General features: G+C 49.4%; 8 tRNA genes. All 8 read right to left on the minus strand.

The annotated features are described in order from the left end of the window. Positions 1–15: 15 nt before the first annotated feature. Positions 16–89 (minus strand) — tRNA-Trp (locus AB3I12_RS13315). A 6-nt stretch (positions 90–95) separates the two neighbouring features. Next, positions 96–176, minus strand: a tRNA-Tyr gene (locus AB3I12_RS13320). Between the two features lies 1 nt (position 177). After that, positions 178–253 (minus strand) — tRNA-Phe (locus AB3I12_RS13325). A gap of 33 nt (positions 254–286) precedes the next feature. Then, a tRNA-Asp gene (locus AB3I12_RS13330) sits at positions 287–359 on the minus strand. 9 nt (positions 360–368) lie between these two features. Beyond that, positions 369–441 (minus strand) — tRNA-Val (locus AB3I12_RS13335). 13 nt (positions 442–454) lie between these two features. Next, positions 455–526, minus strand: a tRNA-Glu gene (locus AB3I12_RS13340). 12 nt (positions 527–538) lie between these two features. Then, positions 539–627 (minus strand) — tRNA-Ser (locus AB3I12_RS13345). Positions 628–667: 40 nt separating this feature from the next. Then, positions 668–741, minus strand: a tRNA-Asn gene (locus AB3I12_RS13350). Between the last annotated feature and the right edge of the window lie 50 nt (positions 742–791).

Here is a 791-nt window from a genome sequence, read left to right on the forward strand (position 1 = left end):
TCGCCACATTCGCCATGGCAGGGGCAGCAGGAATTGAACCCACACTAACGGTTTTGGAGACCGCTGTTCTACCTTTAAACTATGCCCCTATGTAATGGAGGAGAGTGGATTCGAACCACTGAACCCTAAGGAACGGATTTACAGTCCGTCGCGTTTAGCCACTTCGCTACTCCTCCATGGTGGCGCGGGACAGAATCGAACTGCCGACACACGGAGCTTCAATCCGTTGCTCTACCAACTGAGCTACCGCGCCAAATTTTAAAATGTATTAATTGAAAAAGAATGACGGTTCCGACGGGAATCGAACCCGCGATCTCCTGCGTGACAGGCAGGCATGTTAACCCCTACACCACGGAACCAGTTCATTATGGAGGTTAACGGGATCGAACCGCTGACCCTCTGCTTGTAAGGCAGATGCTCTCCCAGCTGAGCTAAACCTCCATTTTTCAATTAATGACCCGTACGGGACTCGAACCCGTGTTACCGCCGTGAAAGGGCGGTGTCTTAACCGCTTGACCAACGGGCCAGGAAAATGTTACGGAGAGTAAGGGATTCGAACCCTTGAGACAGCGTGAACCATCTACATGATTTCCAATCATGCTCCTTCGGCCTCTCGGACAACTCTCCAGAGTGAAAGAAGCTCATTACTCTTTCTCATAAATGAGAACTCCGGCAGTAGGACTCGAACCTACGACATCATGATTAACAGTCATGCGCTACTACCAACTGAGCTATGCCGGAATCACCTTGTTCGTTTTTTACAACGAACACACACATAAGATAATCTTATG

Source organism: Enterococcus sp. C65, assembly GCF_040887165.1.
Lineage (GTDB): Bacteria > Bacillota > Bacilli > Lactobacillales > Enterococcaceae > Enterococcus_B > Enterococcus_B hirae.